Source organism: Biostraticola tofi, from assembly GCF_004343195.1.
Classification (GTDB): Bacteria; Pseudomonadota; Gammaproteobacteria; order Enterobacterales; family Enterobacteriaceae; genus Biostraticola; species Biostraticola tofi.
This window is the reverse complement of the sequence record NZ_SMCR01000006.1, coordinates 194233-211118: the sequence shown is the minus strand read 5'-3', so window position 1 is coordinate 211118 and position 16886 is coordinate 194233. Positions and strand designations below refer to the sequence as shown.

Genomic DNA, 16886 nt, shown 5'->3' with positions numbered 1-16886 from the left:
TTTTTTGAGTTGATAAACAGTAAGAAAAGAAAATACGGGTGAATACGTAGTGCGAATAATATTAATTCTAATTAACTATAAGAAGTTGAATAATGTCCCACGGTTAGCATTCACTACCGGACATAGCAGATTTGCTGAGCGACTTATCTGCGCTTTTTGTTCCCGGGAATGGAGATGACCGTGTTCTACAAGACCCAAGCGGCGTGCTGTCTTGCGTCATGGCTTATTTCGCCCTGCGTATCTGCCGCATCGCCTGCTGAGATCGACACCAGCGTATTCAGCTGAGCGTAAACCGTTATCAAATTAAAGGAGAAAACCATTACCTCAGCGTGCAGCGACGTGCCCCATGCTCTGGGCAGCACCCGGGTTAGCGGAACGCCGTTGCGGGTGGTGACCTTGTTTCAGGGCGCGACCGACACGGCCGTTGCGCTGGGCATTACCCCGATCGGGGTAGTGGATTCCTGGAGCGAAAAACTAACCATCAGGCCAGCGAACCGGCAGAATAATGTTCAACCTGTCCGCTGCAGCGACCGGGAAAGAAAGCCGGTATTAAAACAAGGTAAACGATTGCATTTACAAAACGATAACCTATGATAAATTTCTTTACCCTTTCAGGATGTGTTTTTCGCGATGTCACCAAAGCGCGCTATCTCGCCATTTGCCCTTCGGGGAACCGTTTTTACCGCCAGTAACGCCCATCAGTTGCACTGTATTGAAAATGCACTGGTCTGCGTCGATGAGAATGGCGTTATCACTGCCGTACTCCATCAGGATGATACCGGCTACAGTCAGGCCTGCCAGCACTATCAGCTGCAAGGTCAACTGACAGTGCTGGAACCGGGACAATATGTGCTGCCGGGTTTTGTCGATCTGCACGTGCATGCTCCTCAGTGGCCGCAGACCGGTAAAGCGCTGGATCTGCCGTTAAATGAGTGGCTGCAGGACAATACTTTTCCCCTGGAAGCCCGTTATGCTGATATCGATTTTGCCCGCCAGGTTTATCTGTCCCTGGTGGACACCCTGTTGGCTAACGGCACCACTACCGCCATGTATTTTGCAACCCTGCACGACCGATCCAGCCTGGAACTGGCGCGTATTTGCCTGGAGAAAGGCCAGCGTGCGCTGGTCGGGCGTGTGGCAATGGATAATCCCGATCAATGTCCGGACTATTATCGGGATGAGTCCGCGACGGCGGCTATTGAGGCGACCGCGCGTTTTATCGATGACGTCTATCAATTGCCAGGCAACACCCTGCGCCGGGTCAGACCGGTTATCACGCCGCGCTTTATTCCCAGTTGTACAGATGAACTGCTCACTGGCTTGGGCGCGCTGGCACGACGCAGCGGTTGCCATGTCCAGACTCATTGTTCGGAAAGCGACTGGGAGCATCAGTATGTCCAGCAGCGGCATCATAAAAACGATACCCAGGCGCTGAACGACTTTGGCTTGATTACCCGTAAAACTGTCCTGGCCCATGCCAATTTCCTCAACGATGAGGATATGGATACCCTGAAAGCGGCGGGGGCCGGAGTAGCCCATTGTCCACTGTCTAATTTCTATTTTTCCAATGCGGTATTCCCGTTGCGCAAGGCATTGGAACGCCATCTGCATGTTGGACTGGGCAGCGATCTTTCCGGCGGCCATTCGCCTTCGATGTTTGACAGCTGTCGCCATGCCATTACCGCTTCCAATGCGCTTCATGACGGCGTAGATCCTGCCATTCAGGCGGCTAGCCGAGGTAATGGATCGGCGAAAATAGACTTTCGCCAGGCATTTTGGCTGGCGACCGGCGGTGGCGGCGAAGCGCTGGATTTGCCGATCGGCCAGATAAAAACCGGCTATGCGTTCGATGCGTTGATGCTTGATTGCCGCGCAACAGAAGGAAATGTGGTTATCTGGCCTGAGCTGGACAGCAGTCCGGACATTCTACAAAAAATCATTTATAACGCGGCACGCAGCAATATCATCCGCACGTGGGTTCAGGGTGAGTTGGTGTTCAGTCGCTAATGTTTGGTGTCATTTGCGTCAGGGAAACTGGAATGGAAAAATCATCGTTTGAAGGCACACTGATTGCCCGGCCGGATGATCGGCTGACTACAGGCAAGGCCGCCGTGCTCGGGTTGCAGCATGTATTGGCTATGGATGTCTATGTTGTGCCGTTTATTATTGCTTCAGTATTAACGCTGTCGGTGGCGGATTCGGCCTCGCTTATCCAGTCGGCATTTATCGCCAGCGGCATCGCCACGCTTATCCAGACCCGCTTTTGCATGAAGCTGCCGATAGCCCAGGGGCCGTCGTATATCCCGCTGGGTGCAGTGCTGGCAATCGCCTTCACCGCCGGCGGCGGCATCAGCGGACTATCTACGTTGTTCGGCGCGCTGCTGCCGGGTGCGGTGCTGATGGTGTTGCTTGGCTCGCTGGGCGTGTTTCATCGTATTATCAGGCAGTTGGTTCCGCCGCTGGTGGGGGGTACTATTATATTAGTGGTGGGTATCGCCTTGCTGCCAATCGCGCTGAAGTCCAATGTGTTCACCGTATACGGCACCGGTTCAATCAATACCAATGTGCTGCTGGCTTCGGTATCGGCGGTGCTGCTGGTGACCAGCATGATGCTGGGGGTCAGGCTTGCCGGGCGGGGCGTCTGGCTGCGTTTGTGTTCGGTATTGATCGCGCTGGCCGGCGGCTGCGCGGTGGCTTCAATCTTAGGGCTGTTTTCTCTTGACGCTGTGGCCCAGGCCTCGTGGCTGACGTTGCCCCGTATCGCGCTGCTGGACTATTCGCTGACCTTTTCATGGCAGGCAATGCTCACTTTTGTCGTGATTTATATCGTGCTGATGGCTGAAACCACCGGCACCTGGTTTGCGGTAGGGGCGGTGATTGACCAACCGATCACCGATCGGCAACTGGACCGGGGCACGGTCGGCGAAGGTTTGGGCTGTGTGGTCAGCGCCCTGGTGGGCAGTACGCCGGTGACCGGCTACTCATCCAACGCCGGCGTCATCGCCATCACCGGTATCGCCAGCCGGTCGGCATTTATCGCCGCAGGTCTGATTCTGGTGCTGTTCGGGCTTATAGGTAAACTGTCGGCGATTATCGCTTCCATACCGGCAGCGGTGATAGGCGGCGTGTTCGCCATTCTTTGTACTTCAATCGCCATGAACGGTATCCGGGTGATCCGTCATTCCCCGTTTACCGAACGAAACATGCTGATAGCCGGTTTACCGATCATTTTCGCCTTTTTCGCCAATCTGGCGCCGCCTGAATATATCCAGACTTTGCCGGTCATGGTGCAGTATGTACTGGGCTCGTCAGTGGCCGTGGGGGCGATGGCAGCCATTGTACTTAACCAACTGATTCCCAACACATCAAAGTGATCATGGTCACAAAGTGGAAGCAGCGTAGTTGAGCTACGAGGTTATATAGGTTAGAAAATAAGCTGCTGGGCAGAAATACAGTGTCATTTCGCTGGAACCCGGTTGAGCATGTTTCTCCATGTGAGGGGGAACAGGTTTGACCGGGTTTTTTTGCGTCCTCGAATCACCGCCATTATCGCGTTATTCGCAGCGATTGCCGGCTGATGGTGGTAGCCGGTCGGCAGAAAAGTCCTTATTTTGTTACAATATAACGACTCCTGACCAGATCGGGCATGAAACTGTTGCCCCCCAGCCCGGTCTGAAGGTTACCCAGGCGCAGTCCGTAAGAGATACAAGTGAAAATTCATCCCCATTGGCTCAGTCCTCAACTGAGAATCTGCTTTTTAATCGCTTTTTACGTCGGTATTGTCCTGAATATCCCGGTGTTCTATCGACGATTTCTCCACTTGCAGTATGACAATATCCCCTTCATCGGCGCTGAGATTTTTGCCGCCTTCTGTCTGGTCAGTTTTATCATGCTGCTGCTGTCGTTGGCCGGTCGCAGTGTGTTCCGACTGCTGTCCAGCCTGCTGGTACTGTGTTCGGTTGCCGCCAGCTATTATATGATCATGTTTAATGTGGACATTGGCTACGGCATCCTGGCCGCCGTGATGACCACCGATATCGATCTTTCGCGCGAGTCAATCGGCTGGACCTTTCTGGTCTGGATGATATTGGTCAGTGCGCCGCCGCTGCTGGCGCTGTGGCTGACGCCGATGCCCGACGCCGCGCTCGCCAGGGGTAATGGCCATGCCTGGTTGAAAAAGACCGGCCTGTTGCTGACCACCGGGCTGCTTTGCTGGTTGCCGCTTAATCTGATGGGCCAGGTACAGCATCAGCATGATAAAGAAAGTAACCGCATGATGGCCAGCTATGGCGGCGTGGTTGCCGGAAGTTACTCGCCCTCCAACTGGCTGTCGGCGCTCGGACTGGTGACTTACAGCGCCTGGAGCCAGGCTGAAGATAGCCGTAAGCTTTATGATCCGGCGCTGCATTTCACCTACCTGCCGCCAGCGGATATCAATGATATGGTGGTGGTGTTTGTTATCGGTGAAAGCGCCCGCCGTGATCATATGGGCCTCTATGGCTATTATCGTGATAATACGCCTAATCTGGCTAAAGAAGCCAACCTGGTTGCGTTGCAAGGTTATTCCTGCGATACGTCAACCAAGCTCTCATTACGCTGCATGTTTGTGCGTGAAGGGGGGGCTGCTGAGTCACCCCAGCGAACCCTCAAAGAGATGAATGTGTTTTCAGTGCTTAAAAAGCAGGGCTTCAGTTCTGAACTGTTTGCCATGCAGAGTGAGGCCTGGTTCTACAACAAGGTCATGGCTGATGACTACGCCCTGCGCGAAGGTATCCAGGCTGAGAAGCGCAACGCCGGTAAGCCGGTTGATGATATGACGCTGATTAATGAATTGCGGGATTCGCTGGCACGGCATCCAGGCGGTAAGCATTTAGTGGTGCTGCATACCAAAGGCTCGCACTATATGTATACCGAGCGCTACCCCAGAAGTTTTGCCCGCTATCAACCTGAGTGCCAGGGTATTGACGATAGCTGTTCAACTACCGAAATGATCAACTCTTACGATAACAGCCTGTTCTACACCGATAGTATGCTGGAGCACGTATTCAATCAGTTGCGCGGTCGCAATGCCATTGTGTTCTATGCCTCGGATCATGGCGAGTCTATTGCCGATAATATGCATTTTCATGGTACGCCCAGAGATCATGCACCCATTGAACAGCGCAGCATCCCGATCATGGTCTGGGCATCTGACCGTTTTCTCGCCAGACCGGAACATGCCCAGGCCTTTGATCAATTGCGCCGTTTAGCGGCCGACAAAACGCCGGTATACCATGAAAAACTGTTCGACAGCCTATTAGGCTGCATCGGTTATCAATCTCCGGATGGCGGTATCGTGCAGGAACATAACTGGTGCCGGGTGAAACCTTTCTGAACGGCGGTGTACGCTACTGACAGGTATTATTGGAGGACCGTGATGTATCATTCTCAGGGCGGGGAAGCAGCCACACGCTGCCATTGCTGCCCTTAACCTAACTTTACAAACGAATGTTACGCGCGTTATTCACCGCAAACTTCATCAGCATGCCGCGCCGGTGCGGCGTGGCATCACATTGATTCGGTTGAGTACGACTTATTATCCTCTCTGTCGGTCATCTTGCGACCCGGTGCCGCCAGGTAAGTCATCCTTGGCGGACAGCCATGATCGGGTACTTGCCTAAGCAACTTGTCGACTACTGACGTTAAGACGCAATAAAGCGATGCCGATATAGGTTAAGTCCTCCTACTTCTATCGGATGCGCTTGTGAAAATTTCTACCCGTCTCACCGCTGGTTATCTTTTTTTTATTTTACTTTTTATCATCAGTTCAGCCGTTAACTTTACGAGTTTGAACCGTTCACGCCATGACATGAATGAAATCGTCAGCCTGAGACTGAAAAAAGTCGAACTGGCAAATGAGTCTGGCACTGCCTTGCGGAACATGCTGGTTCAGATCAGAAATATGGCTCTTTTTTCTGATGAGAAGGCAATCGAAAATGAGTGGCAACGTTTTCAGCAGAGCAAGGCCGTGTATTTTCAACATCGAGAAGCGCTTGGCGTGATGATCGATGCCCAGAACAATGAGGATGAGACAAAACTGCTGACCATCGTTAAGGAACATGAGAATACGGCGCTGTCGTTAATAGAGAATGCCGCCAATAAGGGCAGGCACAGGCAATTGGATGGACTTGCTGATTATTTGACCATGATTGTCCGGCCGCCCCAGCAGATCCTGATTGGCAGCCTGAATGAACTGACGGCCATCCAGGCCACCCAAGCCAACATAAGCGCAGCCAAAAACAATGCGTCAGGGCTGCGGATAATGACCCTATCCGCTCTACTAAGCCTGATTTTTATCGTGTTGGGCGTCATAGTCTGCTTTTTTAACATTCGCCAGCTGATGCGACAACTGGGCGGTGAGCCCGGGGTGGCTCAGGCGCTGGCAACGGCCATTGCCAGCGGTGATTTGAGCTCACCGGTGATATTGCGACAAAACGATGACAGCAGCCTGCTGGTGTCGCTGGACGGTATGCAAACGAACTTGCGCAGCCTAGTGGCAAAGATAAAGGACTCGGCCGTCTGTGTGGCGCAAGCCGCTGAGGAGATCGCTCAGGGCAATACCGAGCTATCGTCCCGTACTGAACAGCAGGCTGCATCATTGCAGCAAACGGCAGCCAGTATCGAGCAGATAAGCGCCACGGTGACGAGTAACGCTGCCGGTGCGCAACATACGGCCGGCGCGGCGCGGGAAGCCGCTGCGCTGGCACGCGGCGGCGAGGAAAACGTTCGCCGCATGTCCACCAGTATGAATGAGATATCGGTCAGTGCTGGGGAAATACGCGACATCATCGGGGTTATCGAGGGGATTGCGTTCCAAACCAATATTCTGGCGCTGAATGCCGCAATAGAAGCAGCGGGCGCCGGCGAACGCGGCCGGGGTTTTGCGGTGGTCGCCGCTGAAGTCCGAACGCTTGCACAGCGCAGCGACACGGCGGCCAAAGAAATCAAGGCCCTGATCGAGCAGGCTGTAGAGCAGGTCGGCAATGGGGTAGTGGTGGCCGATGGAACCGGGCAAAGCATCATCAAAATTGCCAGTCTGGTCGGCGAGTTGGCCCAGGCCATGGATGGCATCTCCATCGCTTCTGCTGAACAGATGATGGGCATTTCTCAGGTCAGTGTCGCGGTGAACCAAATGGACAGTGTCACACAGAATAATGCGGCTATGGTTCAGGAATCTTCTTCGGCGTCGCTCGCTCTTTCCCAACAGGTGCGCGCGCTGAAAAGCATGGTAGAAACCTTCAAGATGTGAGGCATCCGCCAGACGAAAATCCACATAGCGACCCGCCTGGAGGGCTGGGTCGATGCTTTTGCAGCGCTTTTTGCGACACGTGATATACTGCATCTGGCGGCCAATTTTGATTCCTGGTCAGGCCAATATCCAGGGTGTTCCAATCAATGCGGTAAGGACAGCGGTAGATGCGCTTATATCAGCAAATCGGTGGGAAATTACGTAGTGATATGCAGACCGGTAAATACCGTGTCGGCGAGCGGCTGCCGCCAGAGCGGGATATTGCACTGCTGTTCGGCGTCAGCCGCAGCGTAGTCCGGGAGGCGCTGATCATGCTTGAGCTGGAACGGCTGGTGGAAGTGCGCAAAGGGGCCGGCGTCTATGTGGTTGCGCTGCCGGCGGAATCGACCCAACCGGTTGTCGACAGCGGCTATGGTCCGTTTGAGCTGCTGCAGGCGCGTCAATTGCTGGAAAGTGAGATAGCCGCCTTTGCCGCGATACAGGCCACCAAAAGCGATATCGTCAAGATGCGTCAGGCAATTGAGCAGCAGCGTATTTCGCTGGCTAACGGCAATAGCGATGAGTCGGCCGATGAGCAGTTCCACTGTCTGCTGGCGCAGTCTACCCAGAACAGCATGCTGGCCAATATGGTCCAGGATCTCTGGCAGATACGTAAACAGAGCCCGATGTGGCGGGCTATCCATGCCCATACCGATGATTTCAGCTATCACCGGGAATGGTTATCGGACCATGAAAGCATTCTGCGGGCGGTGATGCGCCGCGATGCGCCCACCGCCAGGCGGGAAATGTGGCAGCATCTGGAAAACGTCAAGCAAAAGCTGCTCGAGATCTCCAATATGGACGATCCGGAGTTTGACGGTTATCTGTTTGAGTCGATCCCTTTTCCGGCGGTCGGTGACTAAAGCAGGCTACGGCCTGTGCAGTTTGCCCACCGCCGCTTTTGCCCCTCGCTGCTTTATCAGTAGATAAGCGGCCGTTACCCGGTCGACAAACTGTTCATTGGCCGGCAGATCCTCACCGAATACACTTTTGACGGCCAGCAGGGCTTTGACCCTGGGCTCACCGTCGGCGCTGTTTTGCACGATATTCCGTAAGGTGTCGACCAGCGGATCCTTAATCTCAATGGGGGCGCCAGCGTCATCAACGGCGCTGACATAGCGCATCCAGCCGGCAATACCCAGCGTTAGGCAGGGATAGTCGCTGTCGCGGGCGATGTGCCAGCGCACCGAATCCAGCAGGCGCTGGGGCAGTTTTTGCGTGCCGTCCATCGCTATCTGCCAGGTACGATGCAACAGCGCCGGATTGGCAAACCGATGCAGCAGTTCAGCGGCATAATCGTCGAGATTGACCTCCTGTACCCGCAACGTCGGCGCTTGTTCCGACATCATCAGCCGAAATGCCGCCGCCTGGAAATCGCTGTCCTGCATGCAGTCACTGATATGGGCAAAACCCGCCAGATAGCCGAGCCAGGCCAGAAACGAGTGGCTGCCGTTCAGCATCCGCAGCTTCATTTCCTCATAGGGGCGAACATCGTTGACAAACTGTACCCCGGCCTGTTCCCATGCCGGTCGACCGGCGACAAAGCGGTCTTCAACCACCCACTGGATAAACGGTTCGCACGAGATAGCGCAGGGATCGGCCACCCCGAGGGCAGCAGCGATTTCGTCCAGGCTCTGTTCGGTCGCCGCGGGTACGATTCGGTCCACCATGGTATTGGGAAAACCGACCTGGTCGGCAATCCATGCCGCTAAATCGGTCGATAGCAGGCCGGCTATCCCCAGCACCGCCGCCTGGATCTTTTCGCCGTTTTCCGGCATGTTGTCGCAGGAAAGCACGGTAAACGGCGACAAGCCACGGTCCCGGCGGCGGCGCAGCGCCTCAACCAGCACGCCGGGAGCCGACTGCGGCTGTGCTGGCGTGGCCAAATCGCCGGCAATCAGCGGGTGCTGCAGATCCGGCGCACCGGTGCTGCGATCGAGACAATAGCCCTTTTCAGTGATAGTCAGGGAGACGATCGCCACCTGGGGTTCGGCCAGTTTTTCAATGATCGCTTCCATGCCGTCCAGGCGTGCGTGCAGGGATTCGCTAACCGAACCTACCACCGTCAGGCTATTGCCTTGCGCACTTTTCTCCATCACGGTGTACAGATGGTCCTGCCGGCGCAGGGCTGCCATCAGTGCTTCACCGCTGAACATACTGGTCTCGCAGATGCCCCAGTCACCGCCGCAGGCATTCAGTACCCTATCGGTCAGCAACGCCTGATGAGCGCGATGGAAGGCGCCGAAGCCCAGGTGGACGATGCGGCTTTGCAAGATCTCACGTGGATAGCACGGCATGCTTACTCCCGCGGGCAAAGCCTGGTTGGCGATGGTGGCTGAGGCACGGGCGGCGTCTAACGAATCATGCATATTACATACTCCCTAAAGATGTTACCGGCGGCGTGGGGTGGCGGCAAAGCTATCATATAGCTTTTTAAATTGACCAGACCAATATAACCCCTGAGTCTGTGTAATGCGGTATATTTGTCTCGATTTCCCGATCCAGGTCATGAAAAACAGACTCGATACTGGACTGAGCGGATGGCTTTGCTAATATTGCTGATATTGGTCAGGCCAATATTGAATATGGGTCAAAGCTTCCCTGGGCATGCTGGCGGTTTTACGCATTCCATTCCCCTTTTTTACTATAGCGAAGGTAATAACTATGGAACAAACCTGGCGTTGGTATGGTCCCGCGGATCCGGTATCCCTCGATGACGTTCGACAGGCCGGAGCGACCGGCGTGGTGACTGCTTTACATCATATTGCCAATGGCGAGGTATGGCCGCCAGAGGAAATTGAACGGCGCAAGGCTGAACTGGCGGCCAAAGGACTGGTCTGGTCGGTGGTAGAGAGCGTACCGGTACATGAAGCAATAAAAACCCGTACCGGCCAGTATCAGCGATATATCGCCAACTATCAGCAAAGCCTGCGTAATCTGGCCCGGGCCGGTGTCGATATCGTCTGCTACAACTTTATGCCGGTGCTGGACTGGACCCGTACCGATCTTGAGTACCTGCTGCCGGAAGGCGCTAAAGCGCTGCGTTTCGACCATATCGCGTTCGCTGCCTTTGAGCTGCATATACTCAAGCGGGCGGGCGCAGAGCAGAGCTATACCGAGGACGAGCAGCGTCAGGCGCTGGCGTATTTCAACCGCATGAGCCAGGCGCAGCAGCAGCAACTGACGGCCAATATCATCGCCGGCCTGCCGGGGGCAGAGGAGGGCTATACCCTGGAAAAATTCCGAGCACGGTTAGCGGAATATCAGGGTATCGATCACGCCCAGCTGCGTGAAAACCTGGCGGCGTTTTTGCAAGAGATAACGCCAGTGGCCGAAGAAGAGGGCCTTTGCCTGGCGATCCATCCGGATGATCCGCCCCGGCCGATTCTGGGCCTGCCACGGGTGATGTCGACTTTTGACGATATGCAATGGCTTGAACACCGTATCGCCAGCAAAAACTGCGGCTTCACCCTGTGTACCGGTTCTTACGGCGTGCGGGCTGACAATGATTTGGTCAAGATGATTGAGACGTTCGGCGATCGTATTCATTTTATCCATCTGCGCTCGACGGTCAGGGAAGCAAACCCATTGAGTTTTCATGAAGCAACCCATCTGCACGGTGACGTCGATATGGTCGCCGTCATTCGGGCTTTGCTGGCCGAGGAGCAAAAACGCCGACGGGCCGGCAATCCGCGTCCTATCCCTATGCGCCCGGACCACGGCCATCAGATGCTGGATGACCTGCATAAGAAAACCAATCCAGGTTACTCGGCTATCGGTCGGCTGAAAGGGCTGGCTGAATTGCGCGGGGTCGAGTTGGCGCTGAAGCAGACTCTGTTTGCCTGAGCTGAAGCATGCCTGGCCTTCAAGCCGGTTCAAGGCCGGCTGTGTTTGCCGGGCTCAGGCCAGGCATAAACGGATAGTCATTTTGATAGTGTTGGGTCAATATGACACTGATCGGCCAGGTTAATTTAACCCGGATAAATTTTAATATCAGTCAAAACAGAGCGGTAATCGTTGGCACGGATGGTGCATCTCATTCTCTTATTACACTTTATCATTCAACTAACATCCTTTAAGAGACCCCTATGGCCGAGCTACTTTGTTATAAAACGATGCCGGAATGGCATGCCGCGACCCTGCCTGAAGCCTTCACCAGGCAGCACAATACCCAACCAGGCAGTTGGGCGAAACTGACGCTGCTGTCCGGGAGCGTGGATTTTGCTTTCCTGACCGCCGAAGGTGAAACCGTCACCACCCATCACTTTACCCCGATCGATCCGCCGCCGCTGATTGAACCCCAGCGCTGGCACCGGATCGTGTCCTGTTCAGCGGATATGCGCTGCCAACTGGCGTTTTACTGCAGTCCGGAAGATTATTATCACCAGAAATATGGCCTGACCCGACCCCATTCCGACGTGGTGGGCGTCAACCGGCTGACCACGCCCGGTCAGGCGCTGGATGTCGGCTGTGGCGGCGGCCGCAATGCCCTTTATCTGCAATTGGCGGGGCATGATGTCACTGCCTGGGATAAAAATCCCCAAAGCGTCGCCTCGCTGAACGACATTATTGATAAGGAGCAACTGAACCAGATTCAAACTGCGGTGAAAGACTTGAATCTGGAACCTTTCAGCGGGGAATATGATGTGGTTTTCTCCACGGTCGTGATGATGTTCCTCGATCCACAGCAGGTGCCGCGTATTATCCGCAATATGCAGGACTGCACCCGACCGGGTGGCTTGAATCTGATCGTCAGCGCGATGGATAGCCAGGATTACCCTTGCCCGCTGCCGTTCCCCTTCCTGCTGACCAGCGGTCAGCTGCGGGAATATTACCGCGGCTGGGATATCATTAAATATAATGAGGACCTGGGCCAGTTGCACAAGACCGATGCCGAGGGAAACAGGATTTCTCTGCGCTTTGCCACACTGATTGCCCGCAAAGCGGTTTAGCAAACTCGCGCCATACACCGCACCTGAATATAGGGCGGTGCACGCGCGGCCGGTTATCGATCAGGCCAGTATCACATCGCCTTCCAGCCTGCAGCTGCAGGCCAGGACATAGCCAGCGGCAACCTCTTCATCGCTAAGGGTCATACGGCTGCTGACACTGTAATCGCCGCGGTGAATTCGGGTTTTGCAACTGCCGCAGACACCGGCCCGACAGGCAGCATTGACCGGAATACCGTGCTGTTCCATGGCAAAAAGCAGACGGGTGCCGACGGGGCTGTGATAATCCGCCAGGGGTCGGCGGGTGGACAGGCGCAGGCTGCCGGCAACCGGGGCCGATCCCGCAGTAGCCAATTCTGCCGGCCAACCGAAGCTTTCCTGTTGCAGGTGTGAGGCGGGCACATCCAGGGCCAGTGCGAACTGGCGGGCCTGCTCCATATAGGGCAGGGGACCGCAGATCATCACCATCCGTTGCCTGATATCAGGTGCCCACTGCTGCAGTCGACTCAAAGAAAGCCGGCCGGAATACTGGCCTTCACCGGCTCTTTTTTCGGCAATTATCGTCAATTGCAACTGCGAATAATCCCGCGCCAACTGCTGCCATTCGCGGGCAAAAATTATCTCTTCAGGTGTTCTGACGCTGTAAATTACCTGGATAGTCGATTGGCGACGTTCAGACAGCAGCCAGCGCGTCATCGACATGATCGGCGTAATGCCGCAGCCAGCGGCCAGCATCAGATAGCGATCGGCAGCATGGCGGATACAGGTAAAATCACCCATTGCCGGGGAAAGCCAGAGCGCATTGCCCGGTTTCAGGCTGCCGGTCAGCCATGGTGATCCTTTCCCGGCCGGGAGCCGTCGCACAGTCAGGCAGATAAAACGGCTGTGACCCGGCGAAGAAGACAGGGTGTAGGCGCGCAAGACGGTGTCGCTGCCACCGATACTCACCAAGGCATACATGCCCGGCTGGTAATGATAGACGTCGTGGCAAATCAGTCTCAGAGTGTAAACCTCAGGCGTTTCCTGTATCAGGGAATGCACCTGCATCCGGTGAGGACAAGCCGGTGTGGGCATCGTCATAACCTGAATCCTCCGGTAATTATGTAAAGGCGGCGTGGACAGTGCTTTATCGCTGCAGCGCCGACGGTGAGATAGCCCAACAGGCGGCATGGGTGGATGCCGCCTTATAGAACAACATGCTCAGTGGCTGAGGATTGCGGCCATATCAGCGCCTACCGTGCTGATGCCGCGCATGCCGAATTTATCATTCAGGATTTGCAGCAGGTTATCAGTCAGAAATGCCGGCGCGGTGGGACCGGTGTAAATGTTGTTCACCCCTAGCGATAACAGGGTCAGCAAGATCACTATCGCTTTCTGCTCAAACCAGGAAAGCACCAGTGTCAGCGGCAGGTCATTGACTCCGCAGCCCAGTTTTTCAGCGAGCTTGACCGCCAGCATGATAGCGCCATAGGCATCGTTGCACTGACCTACATCCATCAGCCGTGGTAAGCCGGCCAGGGTGCCGAATTCAAGTTTATTGAAGCGATATTTGCCACAGGCAAGCGTCAGTATCATGCAATCGTCAGGCACTTCCCGGGCCATATCGGTGAAATAGCTGCGCTCGTCGCGGCTGCCGTCGCAGCCGCCGATAAGAAAAATATGGCGCAATTGTTTTGCCGCCACCATGTCGATCAGCGTATCAGTGGCGTCAAGCAGCGTTTGACGACCGAAACCGACGGTTATCGGATGGGCGATTTCGCTATAGCGAAATCCTTCCATCGCCAATGCCTGAGCAATCACCGGGGCGAAGTCCTCGCCGGTCAGATGCTTGGCGCCGGGCCAGCCGACAATGCTGCGGGTCCAGATACGATCGGTATAATTTCCGGCACCAGGATCGATAATGCAGTTCGAGGTCATCACCACCGGTCCCGGGAAACGGGCAAATTCGGTCTGTTGATTCTGCCAGCCGCTGCCATAATTGCCCGCCAGATGCGGGTATTTTTTCAGTTCCGGATAGCCATGGGCAGGCAGCATTTCGCCATGAGTATAGATATTGATGCCGGTGCCTTCGGTCTGGGCCAGCAGCAGTTGCAGATCTTTCAGATCATGGCCGGAGATGAGTATCGATTTACCGGCAATCGGCCGGGTATTCACCTGGGTAGGCACCGGATTGCCGTACAGGGACGTTTCGCCGCTATCAAGCAGCGCCATCACCGCAAAGTTCATTTGCCCGATGCCCATGGCATTTTCAAGCAGCGCGGCGATGTCGGTTGGGTGGGTGCCAAGCCAGGCCATAAATCCATGGAACTGGGCATAGATTACCGGACTGGATTGTCCCAGCACCAACGCATGCTCCATATAGGCCGCAGCGCCCTTTAGACCATACAGATTGAGCATCCGCAGGCCGTGGACATCATCGCCGGTCAGGTGTTTATCATCATTCAGGGCATATTCACCGGCCTGACGCAGCAGCGAGGGCATATCATCTTCAAGCTGCAGGCGGCCGGCGGGATGGATCACTGAAGCGCCGCTATGCTGCGTCTGGATACGGGCAATCAACGCTTCTCGAAGGGCTACAGCCTCGCGGGCATAGCCGATAATCCTGTCTGAATCAAAATTCACGTTGGTCAGGGTGGAGAAAAAGGCCCGTGGTACGAAACTGTCGATACCCGGCTCAATGATGCCGTATTCGCGGCCCTTGACCGCCCAGGCCGACAGGCCTTGCAGAGCGGTAACCAGCAAATCCTGCAAATCTGACGTTTCAGCGGTTTTGCCGCACATGCCCTGTGCCCATGAGCAGCCATTACCGGTGGGTGTACGAACGGTTTGTTCACATTGAACGCAATACATAATCAGCCCCTTGTCCTTGAAGTTAGTGCGGAGGGTAGGCATTAAAGAATGCTTTCACAAAACATTGCATAGAGTGTGCCAATATATAATTAGCTGAAAAAACTAAATATTTATTTTATATTTGTCAAAATGACAAAGGGCAGGTAAAGTCTTTTTGACACCCCACTATCAAAATGACCGGTATGACATTGTCCGTTGATTTGCTCGCCACCATCGCTTTAGAACTGCAGAACAGCCTTTCTCAGCACGATCGGTTTCAACGCCTGGTAAACAGTTTGCGCCAGTTGCTGCGTTGCGATGCCTCCGCCTTGTTACGCTATGAAGCCAGCCATTTTCATCCACTGGCCACCTCCGGACTGGCATCGGATGTCGCCGGCCGACGGTTCAAGCTGGCCGATCACCCCCGGCTGGAAGCGATAGCCCGGGCCGGCGATGTGGTGAGATTTCCGGCTGACAGCGAGCTGCCCGATCCTTTTGACTGCCTTATTCCCCATCATGACAAACTCAAGGTTCATGCCTGTATCGGCCTGCCGCTGTTTGCGCAGCACGAACTTATCGGCGCCCTGACCTTTGACGATTTGGTGCCCGGTAAATTTGACGGTTTCAGCGACGAGGAACTCCGGCTGATCAGTGCGCTGGCGTCAGCAGCGCTGTCTAATGCGCTGCTGCTGAGCCGCCTCGAACGCCAGTCCCTGACGTTGCCGGAAAATGCGCGGCAGGCCGCTTCACCCGTGACCAGTGAAATGATCGGCCGTTCTGCGGCCATGCAGCAGCTGAAAAAAGAGATTGCCATCGTCGCCGGGTCGGGGCTGAACGTATTGATTACCGGCGAAACCGGCGTTGGCAAGGAATTGGTCGCCCAGGGCATTCACCGGTTATCGCCGCAGGCGAACAAGGCGCTGGTCTATCTCAACTGTGCGGCGTTGCCGGAAAATGTGGCCGAAAGCGAGCTGTTCGGCCACGTTAAAGGGGCTTTTACCGGGGCAATTCATCACCGGGTCGGTAAATTCGAAATGGCCGATAATGGCACTCTGTTCCTGGATGAAATCGGCGAGCTGTCGCTCAGTCTGCAGGCCAAATTACTCAGAGTACTGCAGTATGGCGACCTACAGCGGGTCGGCGATGACAGCAGCCGCCGGGTCAATGTCCGCGTGCTGGCGGCCACCAATCGTTGCCTGAAACAGGCGGTTGAGCAGGGGGGTTTTCGGGCCGATCTGTTTCATCGACTGAGCGTGTTTCCAATGCATGTACCGCCTCTGCGCCAGCGGGTGGATGACATAGTGCTGCTGGCCGGCTTTTTCATTGAACAGGCACGCGTCAGGCTGGGCATTAAACAGTTGGCGCTCAACGCAGACGCCATTGCCAAGCTTGAAGGCTACTCATGGCCGGGAAACATCCGCGAGCTCGAGCATACCTTGTATCGGGCGGCGGTGATGGTCAGAGCGGCTTATCCCCAGTCGGCGCTGTTTATTACCCCGTCATTTATCAATTTACCTGAAGAACCGCCCGGGCCGCCGCAGGCGTCTGCACCGCGTGATGCTGGACATGAGGAGCTGCAGGGCGACTTGCAGGCCGCCACCCGGGGCTTCCAGCGGCGCGTCATCAGCGCAACTCTTGCCGCCCATCAGGGAAACTGGTCGGCCAGCGCCCGCACTCTGGGGCTCGATACCGCCAACCTGCATCGACTGGCCAAACGACTGGGGCTTAAATAAGCTCAAAAAAAACGGCATAAAAGCGCAATGCTTTTATGCCGTTTAACG

Annotated in this window: 11 protein-coding genes and 1 pseudogene; 9 read left to right on the top strand and 3 right to left on the bottom strand. The window is 55.3% G+C overall.

The annotated features are described in order from the left end of the window. Positions 1-339: 339 nt before the first annotated feature. From EDC52_RS20450 to EDC52_RS13780, 6 genes and pseudogenes are all read left to right on the top strand, one after another. A pseudogene (locus EDC52_RS20450) lies at positions 340-474 on the top strand (iron-siderophore ABC transporter substrate-binding protein); the annotation flags it as partial. Between the two features lie 156 nt (positions 475-630). After that, positions 631-2007 carry a guanine deaminase gene (gene guaD / locus EDC52_RS13800; protein WP_131865919.1) on the top strand — a complete coding sequence of 459 codons (1377 nt, stop codon included), beginning with the start codon at positions 631-633 and terminating at the stop codon, positions 2005-2007. Positions 2008-2039: 32 nt separating this feature from the next. Beyond that, entirely contained in the window at positions 2040-3374 is a 1335-nt protein-coding gene (locus tag EDC52_RS13795; RefSeq protein WP_131865918.1) for a uracil-xanthine permease family protein, read from the top strand. Positions 3375-3715: 341 nt separating this feature from the next. Beyond that, complete coding sequence (gene eptB / locus EDC52_RS13790) at positions 3716-5374, top strand: kdo(2)-lipid A phosphoethanolamine 7''-transferase (RefSeq protein WP_131865962.1); 1659 nt, start codon at positions 3716-3718, stop codon at positions 5372-5374. Positions 5375-5743: 369 nt separating this feature from the next. Continuing rightward, positions 5744-7288 carry a methyl-accepting chemotaxis protein gene (locus tag EDC52_RS13785; protein WP_131865917.1) on the top strand — a complete coding sequence of 515 codons (1545 nt, stop codon included), beginning with the start codon at positions 5744-5746 and terminating at the stop codon, positions 7286-7288. 167 nt (positions 7289-7455) lie between these two features. Beyond that, entirely contained in the window at positions 7456-8190 is a 735-nt protein-coding gene (locus EDC52_RS13780; protein ID WP_131865916.1) for an FCD domain-containing protein, read from the top strand. A gap of 6 nt (positions 8191-8196) precedes the next feature. Here EDC52_RS13780 and EDC52_RS13775 read toward each other — a convergent pair whose 3' ends face one another. Beyond that, positions 8197-9696 (bottom strand): mannitol dehydrogenase family protein, encoded by a 1500-nt coding sequence (locus tag EDC52_RS13775; RefSeq protein WP_131865915.1) that lies wholly within the window; start codon positions 9694-9696, stop codon positions 8197-8199. 295 nt (positions 9697-9991) lie between these two features. Between EDC52_RS13775 and uxuA the strand changes: the two genes are divergently transcribed. Further along, on the top strand, positions 9992-11173 hold the full coding sequence (gene uxuA, locus EDC52_RS13770; RefSeq protein WP_131865914.1) for a mannonate dehydratase: 1182 nt from the start codon (positions 9992-9994) through the stop codon (positions 11171-11173). 242 nt (positions 11174-11415) lie between these two features. Beyond that, positions 11416-12279: an SAM-dependent methyltransferase TehB gene (gene tehB / locus EDC52_RS13765; RefSeq protein ID WP_131865913.1), complete on the top strand. Its 864-nt coding sequence runs from the start codon at positions 11416-11418 to the stop codon at positions 12277-12279. Positions 12280-12339: 60 nt separating this feature from the next. Here the strand turns inward: tehB and hcr are convergent, their stop codons facing one another. Further along, a complete protein-coding gene (gene hcr, locus EDC52_RS13760) occupies positions 12340-13356 on the bottom strand; it encodes an NADH oxidoreductase (protein WP_131865912.1) in 1017 nt (338 codons plus the stop codon). Between the two features lie 120 nt (positions 13357-13476). Further along, positions 13477-15126 (bottom strand): hydroxylamine reductase, encoded by a 1650-nt coding sequence (gene hcp / locus EDC52_RS13755; protein WP_131865911.1) that lies wholly within the window; start codon positions 15124-15126, stop codon positions 13477-13479. Between the two features lie 182 nt (positions 15127-15308). Between hcp and norR the strand changes: the two genes are divergently transcribed. Next, positions 15309-16838, top strand: coding sequence for a nitric oxide reductase transcriptional regulator NorR (gene norR / locus EDC52_RS13750; protein WP_131865910.1), 1530 nt, complete (start codon positions 15309-15311; stop codon positions 16836-16838). Positions 16839-16886 lie beyond the last annotated feature (48 nt).